This window comes from Klebsiella sp. 7-CIP_Kleb. (genome assembly GCF_050378655.1).
Classification (GTDB): Bacteria; Pseudomonadota; Gammaproteobacteria; order Enterobacterales; family Enterobacteriaceae; genus Klebsiella; species Klebsiella quasipneumoniae.
Genome location: NZ_JBNRLJ010000004.1, coordinates 201,621 through 228,047 on the forward strand (window position 1 = coordinate 201,621; position 26,427 = coordinate 228,047).

Here is a 26,427-nt window from a genome sequence, read left to right on the forward strand (position 1 = left end):
TCTGAAGATGGCCGCAGCCAAAAAAATGGGCTGACGAAGTCGTCAGCCCAGGTGTGTTGCTATCCGGCCAGGCCGGAGCGCTTATTTGGTGATTTGCGCGTGCATTTCCTGAACCGAAATCACCTTGTCGGTGGCGTCAGCGTTCAGCGCCATCGCGGTGGCAAAGCCGCCGTTCAGGGTGGTGTCATAGTGCACTTTGTACTGCAGGGCGCTGCGGCGAATCAGCTTGGAGTCTTCAATCGCCTGACGACCTGCGGTGGTGTTGATGATGTAGGTATATTCGCCATTCTTGATACGGTCCTGAATGTGCGGACGACCTTCATGCACCTTGTTCACCAGACGCGGGTTGATGCCCGCTTCGCCCAGCACAATCGCCGTGCCGTGAGTCGCATCCAGCTCGAAGCCAAACTTCAGCAGCTTCGCTGCCAGGTCAACCACGCGCTCTTTGTCGCCTTCGCGGACGGAGAGCAGCGCGCGACCTTGTTTCTTCATGGTCGAGTTGCTGCCCAGCTGCGCCTTGGCGAACGCTTCGGCAAAGGTGCGGCCGACGCCCATCACTTCCCCGGTGGAGCGCATTTCTGGCCCTAACAGCGGGTCAACGCCCGGGAATTTGTTGAACGGCAGAACCACCTCTTTCACCGAGTAGTACGGCGGGATGATCTCTTTGGTCACGCCCTGCTGCGCCAGCGTCTTACCGGCCATCACGCGCGCCGCCACTTTCGCCAGCGGTACGCCGGTGGCTTTGGAGACGAACGGCACGGTGCGCGCCGCACGCGGGTTGACTTCAATCAGATAGACTTCGTTATCTTTCACCGCGAACTGGACGTTCATCAGACCGCGAACCTGCAGCTCGAAGGCCAGCTTCTGCACCTGCTCGCGCATCACATCCTGAATCTCTTTGCTCAGGGTATAGGCTGGCAGGGAACAGGCGGAGTCGCCGGAGTGGACGCCTGCCTGTTCGATATGCTCCATGATGCCGCCAATCAGCACCATTTCGCCATCGCAGATGGCATCGACATCCACTTCAATCGCGTCGTCGAGGAAGCGGTCCAGCAGCACTGGCGCGTCGTTGGAGACGCTGACCGCAGTCTGGAAGTAGCGGCGCAGATCCTGCTCGTCATAGACGATCTCCATCGCCCGACCGCCGAGCACGTAAGACGGACGCACCACCAGCGGGTAGCCAATCTCTTTCGCTTTCTCTACCGCCTGCTCAATGGCGGTGACGGTGGCGTTCGCCGGCTGCTTCAGCTTCAGACGGTCAACCGCGTGCTGGAAGCGCTCACGATCTTCCGCCCGGTCGATAGCGTCCGGGCTGGTACCGATAACCGGTACGCCTGCGGCTTCCAGGGCGCGCGCCAGCTTCAGCGGAGTCTGCCCGCCGTACTGCACGATAACGCCTTTTGGCTTCTCGATGCGCACGATTTCCAGCACGTCTTCCAGGGTAACCGGCTCGAAGTACAGACGGTCGGAAGTGTCGTAGTCGGTAGAGACGGTTTCCGGGTTACAGTTGACCATGATGGTCTCGTAACCGTCTTCGCGCAGCGCCAGCGAGGCGTGTACGCAGCAGTAGTCAAATTCGATACCCTGACCGATACGGTTCGGGCCGCCGCCGAGGACCATGATTTTATCGCGGTCAACGGACGGGTTGGACTCGCACTCTTCTTCATAGGTGGAGTACATGTAGGCGGTATCGGTGGCGAATTCCGCGGCGCAGGTGTCCACGCGCTTGTAGACAGGGTGCAGGTCATACTGGTCGCGCAGTTTACGGATTTCCGCTTCCCGCACGCCCGCCAGCTTCGCCAGACGCGCATCGGCAAAGCCTTTACGTTTCAGGGTGCGCAGGAAGTCAGCGTCGAGGCCGTTGATGCCCACTTCCGCCACTTTCTCTTCCAGACGGACCAGCTCTTCAATCTGCACCAGGAACCAGCGGTCGATGTTGGTCAGGTTGAAGACGCCGTCAACCGAGAGGCCCGCGCGGAACGCGTCGGCGATGTACCAGATACGCTCAGCGCCGGCGTCTTTCAGCTCGCGGCGGATTTTGGTCAGCGCTTCCGGATCGTCGAGGCTCACTTTCGGGTCGAAGCCGGTGGCGCCCACTTCCAGACCGCGCAGCGCTTTCTGCAAGGATTCCTGCTGGGTACGGCCAATCGCCATCACTTCGCCGACGGACTTCATCTGGGTGGTCAGACGGTCATTGGCGCCGGCGAATTTTTCGAAGTTAAAGCGTGGGATTTTAGTGACCACGTAGTCGATGGACGGCTCGAAGGAAGCCGGGGTACGGCCGCCGGTGATGTCGTTCATCAGCTCGTCGAGGGTGTAACCTACCGCCAGCTTGGCTGCCACTTTGGCAATCGGGAAACCGGTGGCTTTGGAGGCCAGCGCCGAGGAGCGGGAAACGCGCGGGTTCATTTCAATAACGATCAGGCGACCGTTTTTCGGGTTGACCGCGAACTGAACGTTAGAGCCGCCGGTTTCGACGCCGATTTCACGCAGCACCGCCATCGAGGCGTTACGCATGATTTGGTATTCTTTGTCGGTAAGGGTCTGCGCCGGCGCAACGGTGATGGAGTCACCGGTGTGGATCCCCATGGCGTCGAAGTTTTCGATAGAGCAGACGATGATGCAGTTGTCGTTCTTATCGCGCACCACTTCCATCTCATACTCTTTCCAGCCGATCAGCGATTCATCAATCAGCAGCTCGTTGGTAGGAGAGAGATCCAGGCCGCGGGTACAAATCTCTTCAAACTCTTCGCGGTTATAGGCGATGCCGCCGCCGGTGCCACCCATGGTGAACGACGGACGGATGATGCACGGATAGCCGACGTCAGCCGCTACCGCCAGCGCCTCTTCCATCGTATGGGCGATACCTGAACGCGCGGTGTCGAGACCGATTTTTTTCATCGCGATATCGAATCGGCGACGGTCTTCGGCCTTGTCAATCGCATCGGCGGTGGCGCCAATCATGGTCACACCGAATTCAGCCAGCACCCCCTGACGCTCCAGCTCCAGCGCGCAGTTCAGCGCCGTCTGGCCGCCCATGGTCGGCAGCACCGCGTCCGGGCGCTCTTTTTCGATGATTTTGCGCACCACTTCCCAGTGAATCGGCTCGATGTAGGTGGCATCGGCCATTTCCGGGTCGGTCATGATGGTCGCTGGGTTAGAGTTCACCAGGATAACGCGGTAGCCCTCTTCGCGCAGGGCTTTACAGGCCTGGGCGCCGGAGTAGTCAAACTCGCACGCCTGACCGATAACAATCGGGCCCGCGCCCAGGATCAGGATACTTTGTATGTCTGTACGTTTTGGCATGGCTCTTTTACTCCTGATTATTTCGCGGACTGACGGTATTGCTCAATTAACTCGATAAAGTGGTCGAACAGCGGCGCGGCATCATGCGGCCCCGGGCTCGCTTCAGGGTGCCCCTGGAAGCTGAACGCCGGCTTGTCGGTGCGATGGATCCCCTGCAGGGTGCCGTCGAACAGCGACTTGTGGGTCACGCGCAGGTTGGCCGGCAGCGTCGCCTCATCCACGGCGAAGCCGTGGTTCTGGGCGGTGATCATCACCACGTTGTTATCAATATCTTTCACCGGGTGGTTACCGCCGTGGTGGCCGAACTTCATCTTAATGGTCCTGGCGCCGCTCGCCAGCGCCAGCAGCTGATGGCCGAGGCAGATGCCGAACACCGGAATATCGGTCTCGAGGAATTTTTCAATCGCCTCGATAGCGTAATCACACGGCGCCGGGTCGCCTGGGCCATTGGAGAGGAAAATGCCGTCCGGATTGAGCGCCAGCACATCCGCCGCCGACGTCTTCGCCGGCACCACCGTCAGGCGGCAGCCGCGGTCAACCAGCATGCGCAGGATGTTGCGTTTCGCGCCGAAGTCATACGCCACGACGTGGAACGGCAGCTCGCTTTCCGCTTTCGCTTCCGGCAGGTCGCCCGCCAGGGTCCAGCTGCCTTGCGTCCAGCTGTAGGTTTCTGCGGTGGTCACTTCCTTCGCCAGGTCCATGCCGTTCAGGCCCGGGAACGCTTTCGCTTTTTCCAGCGCCAGCTGGGCATCCGGGCTGTCGCCCGCGATGATGCAGCCATTCTGTGCCCCTTTCTCACGCAGCAGACGCGTCAGCTTGCGGGTATCGATATCGGCAATCGCCACGATGTTATGGCGCTTCAGATAGGAAGAGAGGTCTTCGGTACTGCGGAAGTTGCTGGCAATCAGCGGCAGGTCGCGAATAACCAGACCCTGAGCATGTACCTGAGAAGATTCTTCATCGGCGGCGTTGGTGCCGACATTACCAATATGAGGATAAGTAAGAGTGACGATTTGGCGGGAATAGGAAGGATCAGTGAGGATTTCTTGATAACCGGTCATTGAAGTATTGAAAACGACTTCCCCAACCGCCGTGCCGGTTGCCCCGATGGCCCGACCGTGAAACTGGGTTCCGTCTTCCAGAACCAATAGCGCTGACTTAATCAAAACATCCTCCAGAGAATATCCACTCACTTTATTTGCATATTAATTCATAAACACGATCTGAATCAATGCAAATCTGTTGCCCGCAGATTTTTGGCAAACGGCGGCATTCTGGAGAGATGTCGGATAAAAGTCAACTTAAAGCGGAGATTTTTAATGTCATTTTACGCCACTGGCGCATAACATGTGATTTTTACGCCAAAAAGATCAACAAACCTGGCTGAGAAAACGCTTGCGGACGGCGAAGAGTGTAAAACCTGGCGCTGGACGGCAAAAAAGTGGACCAGATGGTCAAAATTTACATTTCATTCACTTGAAAACCGAACAATACCCTAACTTATAGCCCATTCAGAAAAATAACAACCCAAAGCGGCCAAAAATAAAAAAGGGCAACAAAATATTGCCCCTTGCATCAATAACTTATTGATAGCAATAACCACATCACGATGGGTAATAATCGTTATAAACTATTCAGATCCAGCACGTCACGCATATCAAAAAGCCCGCTTTTCTTGCCTTTCAGCCACAATGCAGAGCGAACCGCGCCATTAGCAAAGGTCATTCGACTGGAGGCTTTATGGGTGATCTCGATACGTTCGCCAATATCAGCAAACATCGCCGTATGCTCCCCGACGATATCCCCCGCGCGGACGGTGGCGAAGCCAATGGTGCCCGGGACGCGTTCGCCAGTGTGGCCTTCACGGCTGTAGACCGCGCAGTCCTTGAGATCTTTGTTCAATGCTCCGGCGATCGCTTCGCCCATCGCCAGCGCGGTGCCTGACGGCGCATCCACTTTATGCCGATGGTGCGCTTCGATAATTTCGATGTCGGTGTAGTCGCCCATCACCTTCGCCGCCTTCTCCAGCAGCTTTAACAGGACATTGACGCCGACGCTAAAGTTCGCAGCGAAGACAATGGCAATCTCCTGCGCAGCATCGCGAATCGCCTGCTTGCCGGCGTCGTCAAAACCGGTGGTGCCGATGACCATCCCTTTGCCGTGGTCGCGGCAAAACGCCAGATGGTTCAGCGTGCCTTCCGGGCGGGTAAAATCGATCAACACGTCGAAATCATCTTTTACCGCCGTCAGGCTGCTCTGCACCGTGACGCCCGCTTTGCCGGCACCTGCCAGCTCGCCGGCGTCGCTGCCCACCAGGCTGGACCCTTCACGCTCCAGCGCCGCGCCCAGCGCCACTCCATCCATCTGCAGCGCAGCCTGAATTAACTGGCGTCCCATCCGGCCGCCCGCGCCGGCGATGGCCACGCGGATTTGTGCATCATGCATAGCTATTCTCTTTTGTTAACATTACGTAAATTGTTTTCAGAGTAACCAGCCCGTCAGCGGGCCGCTACTCAAAAACGCCGATAATTAGAAATTTATGACAAACGGCGGACGATATCAGTAAAAACTATACGATTGTGCTGAAATGCGTGCTTTGCGGGTGCAGGCGCTCTCTCTGAGGCAATATATCGACGTTTTCGTCATCTGTCGGTATTAAGAAATAAGATGCACTAAAGCTGGCATACTCGACCGACCAGCATTGAAATGCTATGGAAACATTATACTTCTGGTAGAGCAGAAAGCCTTACGCCAGGGTGTAGCTGACCACCAGCTGCCCCTTCTTCATCTTAATCTGACTAATGACAATGTCGCCCAGCTCCGCCAGACGGGCGACGTGGGTGCCACCGCAGGGATAGGCGGGCAGCTCGCCGAATCCCACTTTGCGCATGCCGTCAGCGTACGTCACCTGACGCGGTAAGTCCTGCGCCTGCCATGCCTTTACTAGCGCCAGTAGCGCACTGGCGTCCGGCAGCGCGGCGCTATTCCTGCTGGCAAAGGTTATCCGCCCTTCGCCGGGCCAGTGGTGCGCTTTCACCGGTTGCCAGCCAAGCTGTTCGCCCGCCAGGCCAAGCAGGTGGCCGGCAGAATGCAGACGAGCATGCAGCTGTCTCGCGGAGGCATCAATTTTCATCTCCACTTCACCGAGGGGAAGCAGTTGCGACAGAATATGCAGCACCCTGTCGCCGCGCACAACCACCGTCTCAACGGCCTGTCCGGCAATCCAGCCGCAATCCGCCGGTTGACCGCCCCCTTGCGGGTGAAACAGCGTCCGATCCAGTTCGATGGCGTAACGGCCATCCGCTTCTGCAGTGCAGGCGATGATCTGGGCGCGCCCGTCGGTAGCATCGCTGGTGTAATAAACCCGTTCAGTCATAGTGATTCTCCTCTCTGTTCGCCCAGTATATTATTAATACCGACAGCGATAATCCCATCATTCGCCAATGCACTCTTGCTCCAGGAGCACAAATGAATCTGAACCTCCTGCCCGACCTTGCCCTCTTCGTACAGATCGTCGACCAGGGCAGCTTCTCCGCCGTCGCCCGCCAGAGCGGCATTACCCCTTCCGCGGTTAGCCGTAGCGTGTCGCGGCTGGAGCGAGAGATGGGCTGCAAACTGCTGCAGCGTACCACTCGCAAGCTGCGTCTGAGCGATGCCGGGGAAACGGTTTACCAGCATGCCCAGCAGATGCTGGAAGCGGCGCGACAGGCGATGGATTCCGCCGGCAGTCGCCAAACGGTCGCCCAGGGAAAGCTGACGCTCAGCGTACCGAAAGCCATCGGCCGCTTTGTGATCCATCCGCTGATGATGGCGTTTTTTCACCGTTACCCGCAGGTTGACGTCTGCCTGCGGCTGGAAGATCGCCCTCTGGATTTTATCGATGACGGTATCGATCTGGCGCTACGCATCACCGATACCCCCTCGCCCGGCCTGCATGGCAAACCGCTGATGCCGGTCACGCACGTTATCTGCGCCACTGAAGCCTATTTACAGCGCCACGGTATGCCGCACACGCCGCAGGAACTGCGGGCGCACAGTTGCATCAGCCTTGGCGAAACGCCTGCCGACGCGCGCTGGAAGTTCCGTCGGGAAGGGAAAACCGAAACGGTGCAAACATACGGGCGGTACGCCGCCAACCATACCGCCGTGCGCCTCGACGCGGTTAAGCAGCATCTGGGGATCGGCAGCCTGCCGCTGTTCACCGCCCGCGAGGCGCTGGCGAATGGCGACATTGTGCAGGTGCTGCCCGAGTGGGAATTTATCAGCAGCTATTCCGGCGATCTGTGGCTGCTGTGGGCGGGAGATAAGCATATGCCCGCCAGAATGCGGGCGATGATTGATTATCTCAGCGAGACGGTGCCTACGCTGAACGCAGGCAGCACAGAGCCAGCGAAATAACCGCAAACCACGGAATGATAACCCCCAGCACGAACCAGATCCCGGAGCGGCCGATGTCATGCATCCGCCGGCAGCCAACTGCCAGCAGGGGGATCGCCATCAATAGCAGCCACAGCGCCGCAAAGGGTATGACCACAAAGCTGAGGATGCCGTAGCGAGGGTCTAGGCGGGTTGCCAGACACCAGACGGCCAGCGGCGCGCTGGCGATCAGTAGATTGATAAGAAAAAACGTCCAGAACTGCTGTCGGCTGGCCCGGCCGCTAAAATTAAAGGTCTCTTTCCAGCCGCTCAAATACGCCTGTCCATAGGTCATTGCTTCTCTCCTTGAAGATTGGGTGGGTATTACGGCGCCAGAGCAATCACCTCCGCCGCCCAGCGCTGAAACCCTTCCACGTCGATATCCAGCGCCACCTGGGCGTTCGCCGGCTGACCCAGTCGTCCTTCAATATCCACCACCGTGGTGCCGGCGGTCCAGGTGCCCTGCGTCTCCACCGCCACAAAACATGGCTGCAGAGTGAACAGTTCCGGGCGGGCCAGCCATGCGATAGCGCAGAGATCGTGCATTCGCAGACCACTGCTCATGCTGCCGCTGCGATAGTGGCTAAACAGCGCATGGAGCATTTTACCGGTCTGGTTCAGCGTCGGCAGGGTTGCCAGATAATCCGCCGTCAACAGCGCCCGATTGGTGACGTCCAGCCCGCACATCACAATCTCCAGCCCGCTGTGGAAGACTTTCGCGGCAGCTTCCGGGTCGATGGCAATATTGAATTCGGCATTCGGCGTAAAGTTGCCGCGGCCCGCCGAGCCGCCCATGATCACCAGCCGGCGAATGTTGAATACGCATTCCGGATACTGGGTCAGCAGCAGCGCAATATTGGTCAGCGGGCCAATCGCCACCAGAGTGATCGGCTCGGCAGCGTGCATAAGCGCATCACGGATCGCCTGGAAGGCCGGCTTCGCCAGCGGCTGACGTTGATGCTCAACAAAGTCATACCCTTCCATACCGGATTCGCCATGCACCGAAGCGGCATCGCGCAGGGGACGCACCAGCGGCATCGAAGCGCCCTGCGCCAGCGGCACATCGGCATGCCAGAAGTGCAGCAGCTGCAGCGCGTTACGGGTCGTCTTCTCCACCGAGACATTGCCCGCCACGGTGGTCATTAGCTGCAGATCCAGCTCGGGAGCGAACAGCGCCGCAGCAATGGCGGCAGCGTCGTCGATGCCCGGGTCAGTATCAAGAATGATCGGTAAGCGCATGGTTTCTCCCTAAAAAAAATGCCAGACGTTAAGTCTGGCATCTTCTCATATTGCAGGCGGAAAGAACTTACTCTACTTCACGGACATCCACACGCAGCTCTTTCGGCACTTCAAAAACGATATTCTCTTCTCGGCCTTCCAGCGGCACCGCTTCGCCACCGCCCAGCTCCTGCAGCCGGGTGATAACGTTCTGCACCAGAATATCCGGCGCCGATGCGCCCGCCGTCACGCCGACGCAGGCCGCATCCTTGACCCAGGCTTCCTGAATATCGGAGGCATCGTCAATCAGGTAGGCTGCCTTACCCATCCGCTGCGCCAGTTCGGCGAGGCGGTTAGAGTTGGAGGAGTTTTTCGAACCGACCACCAGCACCACGTCAGCCTGCTCCGCCAGCGCGCGCACCGCTTCCTGACGGTTAGTGGTGGCATAGCAAATGTCGTCTTTGCGCGGGCCGACGATTTTCGGGAAACGCGCGCGCAGCGCGTCAATCACATCAGAGGTATCGTCCACCGAGAGGGTGGTCTGGGTCATAAACGACAGCCGGGCGTCGTTTTTGACTTCCAGCTTGAGAACATCTTCCGGCGACTCGACCAGGTACATGCCCCCTTGCGGGTTATTGTACTGCCCCATAGTGCCTTCGACTTCCGGGTGTCCGGCATGGCCGATCAGAATCGACTCTTCGCCACGGCGGCTGGCGCGGGCGACTTCCATATGCACTTTCGTCACCAGCGGACAGGTGGCGTCGAACACCGTCAGGTCGCGGCTCTTCGCTTCATTCCGTACCGCCTGCGATACGCCGTGAGCGGAGAAAATCAGGATCGCGCCGTCCGGTACTTCGCTGATCTGTTCGATAAATATGGCGCCGCGCTTGCGCAGGCTATCCACCACATAGCGGTTATGCACCACTTCATGACGAACATAGATCGGCGCGCCGTACAGCGTCAGCGCGTTTTCTACAATGCTGATAGCGCGGTCAACGCCAGCGCAAAAGCCGCGCGGGTTAGCCAACAGGATCTGCATGTTACTCCTCCAGCGCCGGATCGATCTCCAGCACTTCAATATCAAAATGAACGGTGCGCCCGGCCAGCGGATGGTTGAAGTCGACGGTGATGGAATCGCCGTTCACTTCACGGATCACGCCAGGCATTTCGCTGCCATCCATTGCGGTAAAGAGCATAATCGCGCCGATCTCCGGCTCGCCGGCGTCGATAAACTCGCGGCGAGAGAAATACTGAATCAGGTCCGGGCTCGGGACGCCAAAAGCGGCGTCAGGCTCCAGCGAAAAGGCCTTTTTCTCGCCCTCTTTCAGACCAAGAAGCTGTTGCTCCAGCCCTTCAGACAGGGAGGTGTCGCCGAGGCGAAACAGCGCCGGTTTGCCATTGTTACGGGTGGACTCGGCGGTGGATCCATCGTCCAGCTTCAGCGTGAAGTGAACGAGAACCGCGCTGTTGCTCTGTACGGATTTAGACATGCAAATTGCTCGCTTGTTTTAGGTCACCTGTTGCCCGGAGGCGCTACGCTTACCGGGCGACGGGAGACCACACATTCTGTAGGCCGGGCAGGCGTGGCGCCACCCGGCATTAACCTTTACACCTGCTCTTTTGCGGTCGGTTTCGGCAAGAAGCCTTCCAGCACAATCATCGCCGCGCCGATGCAGATAGCGCTATCGGCGAGGTTGAAAGTGGCGAAGTGCCAGTCGCCGACGTAGAAGTCGATCATATCGACCACAAAGCCGTGCCACAGGCGATCGAACAAGTTGCCCAGCGCGCCGCCGATAATCAGGGCGTAGGCAATATTGTTCAGCTTTTGCGACGCCTTCGAACGGTACATCAGTACCGTCAGCACCACGCAAATGCCGATCGCGATCCCGGAAAAGAACCAGCGCTGCCAGCCGCCGCTGTCGGCGAGGAAGCTAAAGGCCGCGCCATAGTTGCGGGCATAATGCAGATTAAGCGACGGGAACAGCGGAACCGTCTCCCCCAGAGCGAAGTTCTGGAGGATCAGGAATTTGCTACCCAGATCGATAATCAGCACGGCTACGACCACCCACAGCCAGCGTAGCCCCGTTGAACAGATCGATTTACTCATCAGGCGAATTTACGTTGCTCGCCGTCACCGGCGACGTTGCTCACACAGCGTCCGCAGATTTCCGCGTGTTCCGCCACCTTGCCGATATCGGTGGTGTAATGCCAGCAGCGCGGGCATTTCTCACCTTCAGCTTTACTCAATGCGACTTTCAGCCCTTTGAGCAGTTCGCTCTGCTGCGCATCAGCAGATGCGCTCGCATAGTCTGCGACGTTCGCCCCGGAGGTCAACAGGACAAATCGCAATTCATCCCCCAGTGCGTTGAGCTTAGCGGCCAGGTCGGCATCAGCATACAGCGTCACCGCAGCTTCCAGCGAACCACCGACTTTCTTATCCGCACGCGCCTGCTCGATCACTTTGTTGACTTCGCCACGGACTTTCAGCAGCTCATCCCAGAAGCCGTCATTCATCGCTTCGTCGTCGGCCAGGCCGAAGAGACCCTGATACCATTCGCCGGTAAAGACGTATTTCTCACGCTCGCCCGGCAGGTAACCCCAGATTTCGTCCGCAGTGAAGGACATGATCGGCGCCATCCAGCGCACCAGCGCTTCCACGATGTGGAACAGCGCGGTCTGGCAGCTGCGACGCGCCACGCTGTCCGCCTTAGCGGTGTACTGGCGGTCTTTGATGATGTCGAGGTAGAACGAGCCCATCTCAATGGAGCAGAAGCGCATCAGGCGCTGCACCACTTCGTGGAAGTCGTAGGATTCGTAGGCTTTCAGGATATCTTCCTGTGCCGCCTGCGCGCAGCCGACCGCCCAGCGATCCAGCACCACCATCTCTTCCGGTTTGACCATGTCTTTTGCCGGATCGAAACCGTTCAGGTTCGCCAGCAGGAAGCGCGCGGTGTTACGGATACGACGATAGCTGTCCGCGGCGCGTTTGAGGATCTCGTCAGAGACCGCCATTTCGCCGGTGTAGTCGGTGGAAGCCACCCACAGTCGCAGGATGTCGGCGCCCAACTTGTTCATCACGTCCTGCGGGCTAACGGTGTTGCCGATAGACTTGGACATTTTGCGCCCCTGACCATCGACGGTGAAGCCGTGGGTCAGTACCTGACGATAGGGCGCTTTGCCTTTCATCGCCGTGGAAATCATCAGCGAGGACATGAACCAGCCACGATGCTGGTCGGAGCCTTCCAGATACATATCGGCGGCGTGACCGGCGAATTCCGGACGCACGTCAACCACGGAAGAGTGGGTCGATCCGGAGTCAAACCAGACGTCGAGGGTATCCGGCACTTTCTCGTAGCTGTCAGCGTCATCGCCAAGGATGTCGCGGGAATCGAGATCCCACCACGCCTGGATGCCGTCGACTTCAACACGCTTCGCGACTTCTTCCATCAACTCAAGGGTACGCGGGTGCAGTTCGTGGGTTTCTTTATGCACGAACAGCGACATCGGCACGCCCCAGGTACGCTGACGGGAGATACACCAGTCAGGACGGTTGGCGACCATCGATTCGATACGCGCCTGGCCCCAGTCCGGGATCCACTGCACGCCTTTGATCTCTTTCAGCGACTGCGCGCGCAGGCCTTTCTGATCCATGCTCACGAACCACTGCGGGGTGGCGCGGAAGATGATCGGCGACTTGTGGCGCCAGCAGCACGGATAGCTGTGCTGCATTTTTTCCACATGCAGCAGCGCGCCGCGCTCACGCAGCATCTCAACGATGATATCGTTGGCTTTGAAGACGTTGATACCGTCCAGGGACGGATAGGTGCCTGGCAGATAAGCTCCGTCCGGGCCAACCGGGTTAGCGATTTCCAGACCGTATTTCTGGCTGATCGTGTAGTCGTCCGGACCGTGGCCGCCGGCGGTATGCACCGCGCCGGTACCGGCATCCAGCGTCACGTGGTCGCCAAGGATCGCCGGCACGTCGAAATCCAGGAACGGATGCTGGAAACGCATCAGTTCAAGCTCGGCGCCGTTCACCGCCGCCAGGATGGTGTAATCGGCCGCGCCAACGCGCTTCATCACGCTCTCGACCAGGTCTTTCGCCAGGATCAGCGCCTGACCGTCAACCTGCACCAGCGCATAGTCGAACTCCGGCGACAGGGAGATAGCGCGGTTAGCCGGCAGGGTCCACGGAGTGGTGGTCCAGATAACCAGCGACACCGGGCCGTTGACGTCGGCGACGCCGAATTTCGCCAGCACCGCGGCTTTATCTACCGCGTGGAACGCCACGTCGATGGATGGGGAAGTCTTGTCGTAATACTCCACTTCCGCTTCCGCCAGCGCGGAACGGCAGTCTACGCACCAGTGCACCGGCTTGGCGCCTTTATGCAGATGGCCGTTGCCGATGATTTTGCCCAGCGCGCGAATGATATTGGCTTCGGTTTTGAAGTCCATGGTCAGGTACGGATGCGACCAGTCGCCCAGCACGCCGAGGCGAATAAAGTCTTTACGCTGGCCGTCGATCTGCTCGGCGGCATATTCGCGGCACTTGGCGCGGAATTCTGCTGCGGTGAACTTCTCGCCCGGCTTGCCGTATTCCTGCTCTACTTTCAGCTCGATCGGCAGACCGTGGCAGTCCCAGCCCGGAACGTAAGGCGAGTCATAGCCCGTCAGTCCTTTGGACTTAACGATAATGTCTTTCAGAATCTTGTTTACCGAGTGACCAATATGAATGCTGCCATTCGCATAAGGAGGGCCATCATGCAGAATGAAGGTTTTTTTGCCTTTTTTGGCTGCACGAATGATGCCGTACAGGTCATCATCGGTCCAACGCGCCAGCATTCCCGGTTCGCGTTTGGCGAGGTCGCCACGCATAGGGAACCCTGTTTCCGGCAAATTCAGGGTCGATTTATAGTCACTCATCAGATTCTCGGTTCCGTATTTCGGTTTGATAAACACCAGTGGCTCAGGCCTGGCTGGTCAGCCCAAATAATTCGCGGGCCGTTAACTCATCACGTGCGATTTGCGCCTTCAGCTCGTCCAGCGACGCAAACCGCTGCTCATTACGTATCTTTTTACGCAGTACTACATTGATATGGCGACCGTAGAGGTCCATTACAACGTCCAACAGATGCACTTCGAGCTGCTGACGCACGCCCGCTACCGTTGGACGGGTGCCAATATTGGCGACACCGGCGATCGGTTTGTCGCCCAGACCTGTCACTTCTACCGCATAGACCCCTTTAACCGGGGAAACCTGACGACGCAGCGGTAAGTTCGCCGTCGGAAAACCTATGGTACGGCCCAGTTCGTCGCCATGCACGACGCGTCCGGAAATGCTAAACGGATGGCCGAGCAGCGTCTCCGCAAGAAGAAGATCGTCATCGGCCAGCGCCTGACGCACCGCCGTGCTGCTGATCCGCACCCCGCCTTCGCAGAAGGTTTGGGTGCTGGTGACGTCGAAGCCGTATTCCGCCCCCGCCTTTTGTAATAACAAGAAATCCCCCTGGCGACCAGCGCCAAAGCGGAAATCGTCACCGACGGCAAGGAACTGCACGCCCAGGCGGCGCACCAGCAGTTCACTGATAAAATCCTGCGCCGTCAGCGCGGCGAACCGGCGGTCGAAGCGAACGCACAGCACATAGTCGACCCCGCTTTCAGCCAGATAGCTCAGCTTTTCACGCAGGCGGGTCAACCGCGCCGGGGCTTTATCGGCGGCAAAAAGCTCGAGCGGCTGGGGTTCGAAAATCATCACCACCACCGGTAAACCGCGCTGGCGGCCCTCTTCGCGCAATCGCTGCAGCAGCGCCTGATGCCCACGATGCACGCCGTCAAAATTGCCAATGGTCAGCACGCACCCGTGCGGGGCCTGACTGAGATTATGTATGCCGCGTATCAGCTTCATGTCTGGCTCAAAACAGTGAAAATCGTCCGAGTATACCTTGTACAACTGTCAACGTTAACCAGCGATTGCTCCTCGGCAACGAAAGTTCTCAGGAATTCATTCACTCAGCGCGGGTAAGCGGGAAAACCGCCCGCCCCCGGCGATTTTTATGGTGGAAAAGCTGTATTCGCCTGCAACAAGCTGGTAGAATCTTGCGCCATCACTACGTAATGAAGCGCTGTGGTGTTAAACGGCGCTTATTTGCACAAATCCATTGACAAAAGAAGGCTAAACGGGCATATTCCTCGGCCTTTGAATTGTCCATATAGAACACATTTGGGAGTTGGACCTTGGCTAATATCAAATCAGCTAAGAAGCGCGCCGTTCAGTCTGAAAAGGCTCGCAAGCACAACGCTAGCCGTCGCTCTATGATGCGTACTTTCATCAAGAAAGTATACGCAGCTATCGAAGCTGGCGACAAAGCTGCTGCACAAAAAGCATTTAACGAAATGCAACCGATCGTGGACCGTCAGGCTGCTAAAGGTCTGATCCACAAAAACAAAGCTGCGCGTCATAAGGCTAACCTGACCGCTCAGATCAACAAACTGGCTTAATCGCTGCTTGTTGTCGCTTTGTGAAAAAACCCGCGAAAGCGGGTTTTTTTATGCCTGTCATCTTCCCCGCCCTGGCGCGACCTGAGCCACGCCAGCCACGCTTTCCGGCTATCTGGGTTCAGTAAACAGCGACGAATAATCGCGATTGCAGATGCGCTGTACCGCCGGATGCTGAATCATCCGTTCGGCGAAAATAGCGTGATACTCCTCCATCACGCTATCCATGCGGCCAATTTCGACAATCGATTCATCATGATAGAAATCATGCGCGTAGAGCGTCGGCGCGACAAATATCGCATTATGCGCAGCGCCAAAGGCTTTCATGAGCGCCGCGTCGTCAAACTCGCCGAGAATCTCCACCTTCAGCCCCTGCACATTAATCCAGTTCAGCAGCTTACGTCCCAGCATCGATCGTCGGCCGGGGATTAGCAGCCGTCGCTCTTCGAGACAAGCCGGGAACGGCTTCGTCGGCGCCGGGTTCATACACCAGAAGCTGACGCTACACTCGCCAATCTTCACCGAAAACAGCCCTTCCTGCTGCGTCGAGTCGATCGGGCAGTCAGAGATAATCATATCGAGCTTATGCTGGCTCAACTGCTCCAGCAGCAGCTCATGGGTGGATTCAAAACAGCGCAGATGAATCTGCTCGCTTTCGACAACGGCGGCATCCAGCACGCCGCTGACCAGCCGCTTCGAGAGCGCATCGGCCACGCCGACGTCAAACAGCAGATTAGACTCTTTGCGATAGTTGACGATGTCGAGCATCTCCTGGCTCAGGGTAAACATCCGGTCGGCATAGCGGAAGACCAACTCCCCGAGCTCGCTCGGCTCCAGCCCTCTTCCCTTGCGCTTGAATAATTTACCCTGCAGACGCTCCTCCAGCGCTTTGATCTGCCCGGTAATGGTCTGCGGCGTCAGAAACAGCGCCTCCGCCGCGCCCACGACAGACCCTTCTTTATAGACGTGCCAGAAGTAGTACAGATGGTTGTAGTTGATATGTGACATGCTTCTCTCCCTGATAATGTCCTGGAGGGCCGGAGAGGCCCTCCGCAGAAAGGTTATACCGCGAGGCGAGTATCCGTCGCGCGCTGACGCAGTATGAGGTATCCGGTGACGGCCGATAACACTGAGCCGATCAAGATGCCAAGCTTGGCCCAGTTGATCAACGCGGGATCCACGTTGCCAAAGGCGAGACTGGCGATAAAAATCGACATCGTAAAGCCAATCCCGCACAGGATACCCACCGCCATAATCTGCCCGCAGGTGGTCCCCTCCGGCAGCGAGGCCCACTTCAGCTTCAGGGCCAGCCAGCAGAACAGGCTGATCCCCAGCGGCTTACCGATAAACAGGCCGGCCATGATGCCCAGAGGCAGCAGCGACGTCAGTCCATCAAGTGTGACCCCCTGCAACGAGACACCCGCGTTGGCAAAGGCAAACAGCGGTAGGATCATAAACGCGACCCACGGGTGCAGGACATGCTCAAGCGCTTTGGCCGGGGATTTACCCTGCTTTTCCTGTAACGGAATCATAAAGCCGACGATGACTCCGGCAAGCGTCGCGTGAACGCCGGACTTCAGCACCGCCGTCCACAGCACCGCGCCGACCAGAATATAGATCCCAGTGCGCCGCACGCCGCTCAGATTCAGGGCCACCAGCACCGCAATCGCCGCCGCCGCCACGCCCAGCGAGAGCATTGACAGGTCGTGGGTATAAAACAGCGCGATAATCACGATAGCCCCCAGGTCATCAATGATCGCCAGCGCCATCAGGAAAATCTTTAGCGCCGTCGGGACGCGGCTGCCTAACAGCGCCAGCACGCCAAGGGCAAAGGCAATATCCGTCGCTGCCGGGATCGCCCATCCCTCTCTGGCGACAGGATCCTGAGCGTTAAAGGCCAGATAGACCAGCGCCGGGACGATCATCCCGCCGAGCGCGGCAATCACTGGAAAGACCGCCTGACGACGACTCGCCAGCGAGCCCTGAATCAGCTCGCGTTTGACCTCGAGGCCAATCAGCAAGAAGAACACCGCCATCAGGGCATCATTGATCCAGAGCAGCATATTCTTGTTGATCTCCAGCGCCCCCACCCGCAGCTGTACAGGCGTATCAAGGAAGGAGTGATACAGACCGCTGGTCACGCTGGTATTGGCCATGACCATCGCCAGCACCGCGGCGATGATTAAGACAATGCCGCCGGAAGCATCGCTACTGAAGAATCGTTGCAGATGTTTCACTTTTACTTTCATCCTGTTGGTGAATAACTCGATAAAAGCATAATACACAAACTGATAACTCGAAAAAATCAGATTTAAGTTGAGTAAACATTCGATTTTTACGAATCAAAGAGGAGCGATAAGACAAAAAAAGCCCGGGCAGCAAAGGCCCGGGCCAGGAGTCAGCGAAAGCGGAATTAGCGGGTCAAATCGTCGAAGAACTTCTTCACACCGTCGAAGAAGCTTTTCGAACGCGGGCTGTTGTTTTCCCCGGTCGGGCCGCCGAAGCTTTCCTGCAGCTCTTTCAGCAGCTGCTTCTGCTTCTCGTTCAGCCCCACCGGCGTCTCCACCACCACCCGGCACAGCAGATCGCCCTGCGCGCCGCCGCGAACGGATTTCACGCCTTTGCCGCGCATGCGGAACAGTTTGCCGGTCTGGGTTTCGCCAGGAATCTTGAGATTGACACGGCCGTCGAGCGTCGGGACCTCAATCTCGCCGCCCAGCGCAGCCATGGTGAAGTTGATCGGCACTTCGCAGTACAGGTTGTTGCCTTCACGCTCAAAGATAGCGTGCTGCTTCACCTGGACCTGAACGTACAGATCGCCTGCCGGTGCGCCATGCTCGCCGGCTTCACCTTCACCCGCCAGACGGATCCGGTCTCCGGTATCCACGCCCGCCGGGATTTTAACCGACAGGGTTTTGGTCTTCTCAACGCGGCCGTGACCATGACATTTATTGCACGGATCTTTAATCAGCGTACCGCGTCCCTGACAGTGCGGACAGGTCTGCTGTACCGCAAAGAAGCCCTGACGCATCTGTACCTGGCCTGCGCCATGACAGGTCGGACAGGTTTGCGGTTTGCTGCCTGCTTTGGCGCCGCTGCCGTGGCAGACGTCGCACTCTTCCAGCGTCGGAATACGGATCTCTTTGGTGACGCCACGTACCGCTTCTTCCAGCGTCAGCTCCATGTTGTAACGGAGATCGGCGCCGCGCGCCGCGCGCTGCCGGCCACGTCCGCCGCCAAAGATATCGCCGAAAACATCGCCAAAGATATCGCTGAAGTCCGCACCGCCGCCAAAACCGCCGCCGCCGCCCATGCCGCCCTGCTCAAAGGCCGCGTGGCCGTACTGATCGTAGGCCGCACGCTTCTGGGCATCAGTCAGGATTTCATACGCTTCTTTGATTTCTTTAAATTTGGCTTCGGCCTCTTTATCACCCTGGTTGCGGTCCGGGTGATACTTCATGGCCAGGCGCTTATAAGCCTTTTTGATTTCACGCTCTTCCGCTGTTTTGGAGACGCCTAAAATCTCGTAGTAATCTTGCTTTGCCATCGGTGTTTTTCAGCCCCTTAACATGCGTGCACGGGCGGAGAGGAAACCTCTTCGCCCGTGCCAGTGTTTTACCCGTTCAAAGGGCGATTATTTTTTATCTTTCACTTCTTCGAACTCAGCGTCGACAACATCGTCGTCTTTCGCGTTGCTCGCCTGAGCGTCAGCGGAACCCGCCTGCTGCTGAGCATGCTGCTGCTGGGCGATTTCCATCAGCTTCTGGGAAGCCTGCGCCAGCGCCTGCATTTTCGCTTCGATGTCCGCTTTGTCTTCACCTTTCAGCGAAGTTTCCAGCGCGGTCAGCGCAGACTCGATGGCAGTTTTGTCGTCAGCCGGCAGTTTATCGCCTGCTTCTTCAACCTGCTTGCGAGTGCTGTGCAGCAGATGGTCGCCCTGGTTGCGGGTCTGTACCAGCTCTTCGAACTTACGGTCAGATTCGGCGTTAGCTTCCGCTTCGCGAACCATTTTCTGAATTTCTTCTTCATTCAGACCGGAAGACGCTTTGATGGTGATCTTCTGCTCTTTACCGCTGTTTTTGTCTTTCGCGGAGACGTGCAGGATACCGTCAGCATCGATGTCAAAGGTCACTTCGATCTGCGGCATGCCGCGCGGCGCCGGGTTGATACCATCCAGGTTGAACTGACCCAGAGATTTGTTATCAGACGCGCGTTTACGCTCACCCTGCAGCACATGGATGGTGACCGCAGACTGGTTGTCTTCAGCGGTAGAGAACACCTGGCTGTGCTTGGTCGGGATGGTGGTGTTTTTGCTGATCAGCGCAGTCATCACGCCGCCCATGGTTTCGATACCCAGCGACAGCGGGGTCACGTCGAGCAGCAGAACGTCTTTCACATCACCAGTCAGTACACCGCCCTGAACGGCAGCACCGATCGCCACGGCTTCATCCGGGTTAACGTCTTTACGCGGTTCTTTACCAAAGAACTCGGCCACTTTCTTCTGCACCATCGGCATACGAGTCTGACCACCAACGAGGATCACGTCGTTGATATCGGAAACGGACAGACCGGCATCCTGCAGGGCTACTTTCAGCGGCTCGATGGAACGGTTAACCAGGTCTTCTACCAGGCTTTCCAGTTTCGCGCGAGTCACTTTGATGTTCATATGTTTCGGACCGGTCGCATCTGCAGTGATGTACGGCAGGTTAACGTCGGTCTGCTGAGCAGAAGACAGTTCAATCTTCGCTTTCTCAGCGGCTTCTTTCAGACGCTGCATCGCCAGCGGGTCGTTACGCAGGTCAATGCCCTGATCTTTCTTAAATTCATCAACGAGGTAGTTGATCAGACGGGTATCGAAGTCTTCGCCGCCCAGGTGGGTGTCACCGTTGGTCGCCAGTACTTCGAAGGTTTTTTCGCCATCCACTTCGTCGATTTCGATAATAGAGATATCGAAAGTACCACCACCGAGGTCGTAAACCGCGATAGTACGGTTGCCCACTTCTTTATCCAGACCGTACGCCAGCGCGGCCGCGGTCGGTTCGTTGATGATACGTTTGACTTCCAGACCGGCGATACGGCCAGCATCTTTGGTGGCCTGACGCTGCGCATCGTTGAAGTAAGCCGGTACGGTGATAACCGCTTCAGTTACCGGTTCACCCAGGTAATCTTCAGCCGTTTTCTTCATTTTTTTCAGCACTTCAGCAGAGATCTGCGGCGGTGCCGTTTTGGTGCCTTTCACATCCAGCCATGCGTCGCCATTGTCTGCGGCAACAATTTTGTATGGCATGATAGAAACGTCACGCTGAACTTCTTCGTCCTGGAAGCGGCGGCCAATCAGGCGTTTAATCGCAAACAGGGTGTTTTGCGGGTTTGTCACTGCCTGACGTTTAGCCGGCTGACCAACCAGAGTTTCACCATCCTGGGTATAGGCAATGATAGAAGGCGTGGTGCGATCGCCTTCGGCGTTCTCCAGCACGCGTGCAGTAGTGCCATCCATAATCGCTACACAAGAGTTGGTAGTACCCAGGTCGATACCAATAATTTTACCCATCTAAACGTCTCCACTAAAAATTCGATCAACATGTGGTTGTGAACCTGTAATAAGGGCGAAACCTGCGGTTTCAACTGCCCAGACATCATTTTTTTTCAGGTTCTTCACTGCGGTTGACTACAAGATGGGGTCGCCCACTCCGGCATCAAGGGGCAAGTAGAAAAATTTTTTGCCGGGGACCAGCCGACGCCCTCGCCCCCTGTCGCCGATGGCTCAGCAAAGGATATTGCCGGGCGGCAAAAAAGATGGCGAAACATCCATATAAATAACGAATAAAATAACCAAATATATTCATAATATCATTGACATAAAACGCAATACTTGTGCGCTAAAAGCCCCGTTTTCGCAGTGATAAGATCCCCGCCCTCGCACTTTATTTATTCAGGGGACAGATTAATGAAATCACTATTCCGGCTTTCAGCGGGGCTTATCCTTAGCGTGTCAATTATCACCTCGGCGACCGCCAACGACCATAAGATCCTCGGCGTGATCGCCATGCCGCGCAATGAGACCAACGATCTGACGCTGAAGCTCCCCGTCTGCCGGGTGGTCAAACGTATTCAGCTCAGCGCCGAGCGCGGCGATATACAGCTCTCCGGAGCAACCGTCTACTTTAAGGCCAGCCACGGCGCCAGCCACACGCTGAACGTGCCCGCCGGGATCAAAGAGGGCAACACCACCGGCTGGATCACCCTCAACAGCGATAACGACAACAAGCGCTGTGTGAAAAAAATCGCCTTCTCAGGCCACACGGTCAATTCCTCAGATATGGCCTCACTGAAAATTATCGGCGACGACTAACGTCGTCCCCTGCCCGAGAGAAAACGTTATGCGTATTAATTATCTGGATGATGACGATCTCGCCTTTCTGCCTGAGTGCAGCGAGGCGCATCTGGAAGCGTTTACCCGTATTCTGACCCACGGGGAAAATGGCAAACCCCGTCTCTCCAGTACGCTGCTGCGCAACGAAACCTTTCTGTCTATGGAGGGCCACCCGGAGCGCTATCGCCGCAACTGGCAGTTGATCGCCGGCGAGCTACAGCATTTCGGCGGCGACAGCATCGCCAATACGCTGCGCCGCCATGGCAAATTTTATCGCGCCATCCTGCTGGATGTGTGTAAGAGGCTGAAGGCAAAGGTCGATAAACAGATGACGACGCCGCAGATCGAGCAACAGTTGTTGACGCATTTTCTGCAGCACAGCTGGAATAAGCTGGATGCGGAACAAAAAACGCAGTTTCTCGCCGCGGTGGAGTGCCGGAGTCTTGAGCTGGAAAGCCTGCTGCCCCATCTGTTGAGACGCCGCAAGCTGAGTGAAGGCGTTGCCCTGCTACTGGATGAGCGGTTAACCGCCATCCTGCGCACGCACGCCGCCGTGAGCGTCATCGGTCATGGCCTGGTACGCGGCGCCGGGCTGGGGGGGCCGCTTGGCGCCGCGCTGAACAGCGTGAAAGCGGTGAGCGGCAGCGCTTATCGGGTCACCATCCCCGCGGTCCTGCAAATTGCCTGTTTACGACAAATGCTCCACTCGTCGTCGGGCGCAACTGAAATTGGTGAAAAATACCCCGCCAGATCATAGACAGCCTTTACGCGCCTCATTATTATGCCGCGCCCCGCCGCCAAGTCGCGGGGTAATGCTTCCCTTTTAATGATAATTTTGAGGAATTATGGGCAACACTAAGTTGGCTAATCCGGCACCGCTGGGCCTTATGGGCTTCGGCATGACCACTATTCTGCTTAATCTGGCGAATAGCGGCCTCTTCGCATTCGATGTAGCTATCCTGGCGATGGGCATTTTTTACGGTGGCATTGCGCAAATTTTTGCCGGCCTGCTGGAATACAAAAAAGGCAACACCTTTGGCTTGACCGCTTTTACCTCCTACGGCAGCTTCTGGCTGACGCTGGTTGCTATCCTTCTGCTGCCGAAAATGGGCCTGGCTGATGCGCCGAACGCGCACTTCCTCGGCATGTATCTCGGCCTGTGGGGTATTTTTACGTTGTTCATGTTCTTCGGCACGCTGAAAGCCGCACGTATGCTGCAGTTCGTGTTCCTGAGCCTGACGGTGCTGTTCGCGCTGCTGGCGATTGGGCATCTGGTAGATAACGAAGGCATCGTGAAAGTAGCCGGCTGGATCGGCCTGATCTGCGGCGCCAGCGCCATTTACCTGGCGATGGGCGAAGTGCTGAACGAGCAGTTCGGCCGCACCGTGTTGCCGATCGGCGAACCGCGTTAATCTTCCGCCGCCGCCCTGTGACAGGGCGGCGGCTGGTCATCATCGGTAAACCCTGCTTAGCGCTGCAGCTCCCCTTCCGGCAACCTCGCCGCCGTCAGCCCCTGACGCAGCCAGATACCTAATCCCAAGCCCATCAGCGACAAGGCCAGAACATACCAGGCCGGGGCCATCGGCGACACCCCCATCAGCATCGTGACGGCAATCGGCGTCAGGCCGCCAAAAATCGCGTACGACAGATTGTAGGAAAAGGAAATGCCGGTGAAGCGCACTTCCGCCGGGAAGGCCCGCACCATGACATAAGGCACCGCCCCCACCACGCCCACGCAGAGTCCCACCGTACCGTACAGCAGAAACAGCCGCTGCGGGCTGGCGCCGGACAGGTGATAAAATGCCCAGCTGGCAACCGCCAGCAGCAGGCTGCCGACGATAAAGGTGCGGCTGGCGCCGAAGCGGTCCGCCGCCAGCCCGGCGAGCAGACAGCCGATGCACAACATAATCGTGGCAATGCTGTTGGCCTGCAGGGTCATCGCCGGGGCGAAGCCATAGTGTTTCTGCAGCCAGACCGGCGACATCAGGATCACCACCACCACGCCTGCCGACAGCAGCCAGGTCAGCAGCATAGAGACCGCCACCGCCTTCTGGTGCTTGAGGACGACCGCCTTTACCGGCAGTTCCTGCGCCAGCGCTTTGCGCTGCTGCATCTCAAGGAAAATCGGCGTCTCCTGCAGCCAGCGGCGCAGATACATCGCCACCAGGCCAAATACGCCCCCCAGCAGGAAGGGGATCCGCCAGCCGCCGTCGTGGATCCCCTGCGGCGTCAGGCTGGTGTTGATAAGCGTCGCCACCACCGATCCCAGCAGGATGCCTACGGTCAGGCCGGCCGTCAGCGTGCCGCAGGCGATACCAATGCGTTTTTCCGGAACATGCTCGGCGACAAACACCCAGGCGCCAGGCACCTCGCCGCCGATCGCCGCCCCCTGCAGAATACGCATCAGCAGCAACAGCAGCGGCGCGACGATACCCACCGAGCTGTAGGTCGGCAGCAGACCAATCGCCAGGGTCGGCACCGCCATCAGCAGAATGCTGAGGGTAAACATTTTTTTACGCCCTACCAGATCGCCAAAGTGGGCCATGATGATCCCCCCCAGCGGACGCGCCAGGTAACCGGCGGCGAAAATGCCAAAGGTCTGTACCTGGCGCAGCCATTCCGGAATATCCGCGGGGAAGAAGAGCTCGCCGACGACGGCGGCGAAGAAAACGAAGATGATAAAGTCATAAAACTCCAGCGCGCCGCCAAGGGCGGCCAGCGTTAGCGTTTTATAATCCTGGCGGTTGAGCGGTCGGTTTGCATATGACATAACGCGATTTCATCCTGAGGTGTGCAGCGTATTTTATAGTGTGTAAAGTAAACAGCACTATATCGTAAATAAAACGGCACACCATCAGCGATGCAGGTTATGTCACAAATGCATCAAATTCAGGATAAAGTTTCGCGTCTGGCGCTTTTTGGACGAAATGCTTCTACCACACGGCCATCGGTTTCCACATAAGGCCCCTCCAGCAACTGTACACAATAAGGTACACTTGCGAAAATACCGTGCACCAGCACGTTGCCGTCAGCATCTTTCACCCCTTCCAGGGTCTCCTGAATCGCTTTCGGTTGTCCTGGTAGATTGAGGATCAGCGCCTGCTTGCGGATCACCCCGACCTGCCGGGAAAGGATCGCCGTCGGCACAAAGTGTAGGCTAACCTGGCGCATTTGCTCGCCGAAGCCCGGCATCTCGCGATCGGCAATCGCCAGCGTGGCGTCGGGCGTCACATCGCGACGCGCAGGGCCGGTTCCGCCGGTGGTCAGCACCAGGTGGCACCCCATCTCGTCAACCAGTTCGCACAGCGTTTGCTCAATAATGACCTGCTCATCCGGAATCAGGCGAGTCTGCAGTTCAAAAGGGGTGGTGAGGGCACGCGCCAGCCACTCTTCCAGTGCCGGGATGCCTTTGTCCTGATAGACGCCGCTGGAGGCGCGATCGGAAATGGAAACTAAGCCGATTCGTAAGGTATTCATGGTTATTCCGTTCAAACTGTAGCGTTAAACGAAATGATACACTGCTGCTGGCGGGACAGACAGTGTAATGTGGCCGACGGGCGTCGGCCACCTGCGGGATTACAGCAGTTCGCCGATCATTTTTTCCAGTTTTTCCTGGTCGATCGCAAACTTACGGATACCTTCCGCCAGTTTGTCTACCGCCATCGGATCCTGGTTATGCTGCCACAGGAATTCAGATTCGGTAATACGCTCCGGACGTGCTTTCACTTCACCGGTGTACACCAGTTTACGCTCAACGGCCCCTTCGCTCTCGGACAGCTCTTTCAGCAGCGCTGGCGCGATGGTCAGGCGGTCACAGCCAGCCAGTTCGAGAATTTCACCAACGTTACGGAAGCTGGCGCCCATCACTACGGTTTCATAACCGTGCTGCTTGTAGTACTCGTAGATTTCGCTGACGGAAACCACGCCCGGATCTTCTGCCGGCGCGTACTCTTTCTTGTCGGTGTTGGCTTTGTACCAGTCGAGGATACGACCAACGAACGGCGAAATCAGGAAGACGCCCGCTTCGGCGCAAGCACGAGCCTGAGCGAAGGAGAACAGCAGGGTCAGGTTGCAGTTGATGCCTTCTTTTTCCAGCTGCTCAGCGGCGCGAATGCCCTGCCAGGTGGAAGCCAGCTTGATCAGAATACGATCGTTGCTGATGCCCGCGTCGTTATACAGCTTGATGATGCGCTTAGCTTTGGCGATAGACGCTTCGGTGTCGTAGGAGAGACGTGCATCCACTTCGGTGGAGATACGGCCCGGGATCAGTTTCAGGATTTCGAGACCGATGTTCACCGCCAGCTTATCGGAAGCATCAAGGATCTGCTGCGCGCGATCGCTGCTCTGGCTACGAGCCCAGGCCACAGCGTCGTCAATCAGCTTACGGTACTCAGGGATCTGAGCCGCGCCGAGGATCAGGGAAGGGTTGGTGGTGGCATCCTGAGGCTGATACAGCTTCATTGCCGCAATATCTCCGGTGTCAGCGACGACAGTGGTGTACTGACGCAGAGAAGTTAATTTATCCGTCATGATATATTTCTCTTAAACAGCAGTTAAGGGGATGTAACCGGTCTGCCCAGATGATAACACGCTGCCGGGTCAGCGCAACCGCCGACGAG

At 57.5% G+C, this 26,427-nt stretch carries 23 protein-coding genes and 1 pseudogene; 5 read left to right on the top strand and 19 right to left on the bottom strand.

Annotation, left to right across the window (positions count from 1 at the left end; genetic code table 11):
* Positions 1–81 precede the first annotated feature (81 nt).
* The 4 genes from carB to ACQUTI_RS16435 form a co-directional block, all read right to left on the bottom strand.
* Positions 82–3,306 carry a carbamoyl-phosphate synthase large subunit gene (gene carB / locus ACQUTI_RS16420; protein WP_017901208.1) on the bottom strand — a complete coding sequence of 1,075 codons (3,225 nt, stop codon included), beginning with the start codon at positions 3,304–3,306 and terminating at the stop codon, positions 82–84.
* A gap of 17 nt (positions 3,307–3,323) precedes the next feature.
* Complete coding sequence (carA, locus tag ACQUTI_RS16425; RefSeq protein WP_004204266.1) at positions 3,324–4,472, bottom strand: glutamine-hydrolyzing carbamoyl-phosphate synthase small subunit; 1,149 nt, start codon at positions 4,470–4,472, stop codon at positions 3,324–3,326.
* Positions 4,473–4,929: 457 nt separating this feature from the next.
* Positions 4,930–5,751 (bottom strand): 4-hydroxy-tetrahydrodipicolinate reductase, encoded by an 822-nt coding sequence (gene dapB / locus ACQUTI_RS16430; RefSeq protein ID WP_004204265.1) that lies wholly within the window; start codon positions 5,749–5,751, stop codon positions 4,930–4,932.
* Positions 5,752–6,052: 301 nt separating this feature from the next.
* Positions 6,053–6,682 (bottom strand): hypothetical protein, encoded by a 630-nt coding sequence (locus tag ACQUTI_RS16435; RefSeq protein WP_064795068.1) that lies wholly within the window; start codon positions 6,680–6,682, stop codon positions 6,053–6,055.
* A 92-nt stretch (positions 6,683–6,774) separates the two neighbouring features.
* Between ACQUTI_RS16435 and ACQUTI_RS16440 the strand changes: the two genes are divergently transcribed.
* Positions 6,775–7,704 (top strand): LysR family transcriptional regulator, encoded by a 930-nt coding sequence (locus ACQUTI_RS16440; protein ID WP_049093225.1) that lies wholly within the window; start codon positions 6,775–6,777, stop codon positions 7,702–7,704.
* Here ACQUTI_RS16440 and ACQUTI_RS16445 read toward each other — a convergent pair.
* From ACQUTI_RS16445 to ACQUTI_RS16480, 8 genes and pseudogenes are all read right to left on the bottom strand, one after another.
* Positions 7,667–8,017, bottom strand: a complete 351-nt coding sequence (locus tag ACQUTI_RS16445) for a DUF805 domain-containing protein (protein ID WP_049004272.1) — start codon at positions 8,015–8,017, stop codon at positions 7,667–7,669. The genes ACQUTI_RS16440 and ACQUTI_RS16445 overlap by 38 nt on opposite strands.
* Before the next feature lie 29 nt (positions 8,018–8,046).
* Entirely contained in the window at positions 8,047–8,961 is a 915-nt protein-coding gene (rihC, locus tag ACQUTI_RS16450; protein WP_004204242.1) for a ribonucleoside hydrolase RihC, read from the bottom strand.
* 67 nt (positions 8,962–9,028) lie between these two features.
* Positions 9,029–9,979, bottom strand: coding sequence for a 4-hydroxy-3-methylbut-2-enyl diphosphate reductase (gene ispH, locus ACQUTI_RS16455; RefSeq protein WP_002887979.1), 951 nt, complete (start codon positions 9,977–9,979; stop codon positions 9,029–9,031).
* A 1-nt stretch (position 9,980) separates the two neighbouring features.
* Positions 9,981–10,430 (bottom strand): FKBP-type peptidyl-prolyl cis-trans isomerase, encoded by a 450-nt coding sequence (gene fkpB / locus ACQUTI_RS16460; protein ID WP_004204241.1) that lies wholly within the window; start codon positions 10,428–10,430, stop codon positions 9,981–9,983.
* Positions 10,431–10,546: 116 nt separating this feature from the next.
* Entirely contained in the window at positions 10,547–11,047 is a 501-nt protein-coding gene (lspA, locus tag ACQUTI_RS16465) for a signal peptidase II (protein ID WP_004204239.1), read from the bottom strand.
* Positions 11,047–13,863, bottom strand: coding sequence for an isoleucine--tRNA ligase (gene ileS, locus ACQUTI_RS16470; RefSeq protein ID WP_004204238.1), 2,817 nt, complete (start codon positions 13,861–13,863; stop codon positions 11,047–11,049). The genes lspA and ileS overlap by 1 nt, the downstream gene beginning before the upstream one ends.
* Positions 13,864–13,906: 43 nt before the next feature.
* The gene (ribF, locus tag ACQUTI_RS16475; RefSeq protein ID WP_004204236.1) at positions 13,907–14,845 is read right to left on the bottom strand and encodes a bifunctional riboflavin kinase/FAD synthetase; all 939 of its coding nucleotides are present in this window, start codon (positions 14,843–14,845) and stop codon (positions 13,907–13,909) included.
* Between the two features lie 7 nt (positions 14,846–14,852).
* Positions 14,853–15,058 (bottom strand): annotated as a pseudogene (locus ACQUTI_RS16480) (DUF2575 domain-containing protein); the annotation flags it as partial.
* A 116-nt stretch (positions 15,059–15,174) separates the two neighbouring features.
* On the opposite strand from ACQUTI_RS16480, the gene rpsT reads away from it, so the two are divergent.
* Positions 15,175–15,438: a 30S ribosomal protein S20 gene (gene rpsT, locus ACQUTI_RS16485; RefSeq protein WP_002887965.1), complete on the top strand. Its 264-nt coding sequence runs from the start codon at positions 15,175–15,177 to the stop codon at positions 15,436–15,438.
* 108 nt (positions 15,439–15,546) lie between these two features.
* Here rpsT and nhaR read toward each other — a convergent pair whose 3' ends face one another.
* From nhaR to dnaK, 4 genes are all read right to left on the bottom strand, one after another.
* A complete protein-coding gene (gene nhaR, locus ACQUTI_RS16490) occupies positions 15,547–16,443 on the bottom strand; it encodes a transcriptional activator NhaR (RefSeq protein ID WP_002887961.1) in 897 nt (298 codons plus the stop codon).
* A gap of 53 nt (positions 16,444–16,496) precedes the next feature.
* Positions 16,497–17,672 (bottom strand): Na+/H+ antiporter NhaA, encoded by a 1,176-nt coding sequence (nhaA, locus tag ACQUTI_RS16495; RefSeq protein WP_017901221.1) that lies wholly within the window; start codon positions 17,670–17,672, stop codon positions 16,497–16,499.
* Between the two features lie 176 nt (positions 17,673–17,848).
* Positions 17,849–18,982, bottom strand: a complete 1,134-nt coding sequence (gene dnaJ / locus ACQUTI_RS16500) for a molecular chaperone DnaJ (RefSeq protein WP_002887955.1) — start codon at positions 18,980–18,982, stop codon at positions 17,849–17,851.
* An 87-nt stretch (positions 18,983–19,069) separates the two neighbouring features.
* Positions 19,070–20,986 (bottom strand): molecular chaperone DnaK, encoded by a 1,917-nt coding sequence (gene dnaK, locus ACQUTI_RS16505; protein WP_004204234.1) that lies wholly within the window; start codon positions 20,984–20,986, stop codon positions 19,070–19,072.
* A gap of 396 nt (positions 20,987–21,382) precedes the next feature.
* Here dnaK and ACQUTI_RS16510 point away from each other — a divergent pair, with 396 nt between their 5' ends.
* The 3 genes from ACQUTI_RS16510 to satP all read left to right on the top strand — a co-directional run bounded on the left by ACQUTI_RS16510 (position 21,383) and on the right by satP (position 23,220).
* Complete coding sequence (locus ACQUTI_RS16510; RefSeq protein ID WP_151629139.1) at positions 21,383–21,787, top strand: DUF2541 family protein; 405 nt, start codon at positions 21,383–21,385, stop codon at positions 21,785–21,787.
* A gap of 28 nt (positions 21,788–21,815) precedes the next feature.
* Positions 21,816–22,565, top strand: a complete 750-nt coding sequence (gene msyB / locus ACQUTI_RS16515) for an acidic protein MsyB (RefSeq protein ID WP_004204232.1) — start codon at positions 21,816–21,818, stop codon at positions 22,563–22,565.
* A gap of 88 nt (positions 22,566–22,653) precedes the next feature.
* Positions 22,654–23,220, top strand: a complete 567-nt coding sequence (gene satP, locus ACQUTI_RS16520; RefSeq protein ID WP_049093220.1) for an acetate uptake transporter — start codon at positions 22,654–22,656, stop codon at positions 23,218–23,220.
* Between the two features lie 56 nt (positions 23,221–23,276).
* Here satP and ACQUTI_RS16525 read toward each other — a convergent pair whose 3' ends face one another.
* From ACQUTI_RS16525 to tal, 3 genes are all read right to left on the bottom strand, one after another.
* The gene (locus ACQUTI_RS16525; RefSeq protein WP_004204230.1) at positions 23,277–24,578 is read right to left on the bottom strand and encodes an MFS transporter; all 1,302 of its coding nucleotides are present in this window, start codon (positions 24,576–24,578) and stop codon (positions 23,277–23,279) included.
* A gap of 119 nt (positions 24,579–24,697) precedes the next feature.
* On the bottom strand, positions 24,698–25,285 hold the full coding sequence (gene mog, locus ACQUTI_RS16530; RefSeq protein WP_004204229.1) for a molybdopterin adenylyltransferase: 588 nt from the start codon (positions 25,283–25,285) through the stop codon (positions 24,698–24,700).
* Between the two features lie 99 nt (positions 25,286–25,384).
* The gene (gene tal, locus ACQUTI_RS16535; protein WP_004204228.1) at positions 25,385–26,338 is read right to left on the bottom strand and encodes a transaldolase; all 954 of its coding nucleotides are present in this window, start codon (positions 26,336–26,338) and stop codon (positions 25,385–25,387) included.
* Positions 26,339–26,427 lie beyond the last annotated feature (89 nt).